General features: G+C 60.9%; 1 rRNA gene. It reads left to right on the top strand.

Features of this window, described 5'->3' with window-relative positions:
* A 16S ribosomal RNA gene (locus QSK37_RS51330) occupies window positions 1-108 on the top strand; the annotation flags it as partial.
* Between the last annotated feature and the right edge of the window lie 158 nt (window positions 109-266).

A 266-nucleotide genomic window follows, 5' to 3' on the forward strand; every position in this document is an offset into this window, starting at 1 on the left:
CCGGTGGCCCAACCCTTGTGGGGGGAGCCGTCGAAGGTGGGGCCGGCGATTGGGACGAAGTCGTAACAAGGTAGCCGTACCGGAAGGTGCGGCTGGATCACCTCCTTTCTAAGGAGCATCACTGGCCACACGCACCAGACGATCGAGTCTGGGGGTGTTGGTCCATGACTCATGCCACGGGCGAATGTCTCGTGGGTGGGTTTGCTCATAGGTGGAGCACTGGCTATTCGTGTCGGTTGTCATGCCGGTCTGGTTAGTACCGCCCA

Origin of the sequence: Actinoallomurus iriomotensis (assembly GCF_030269445.1) — a bacterium.
GTDB classification, from domain to species: Bacteria; Actinomycetota; Actinomycetes; order Streptosporangiales; family Streptosporangiaceae; genus Actinoallomurus; species Actinoallomurus iriomotensis.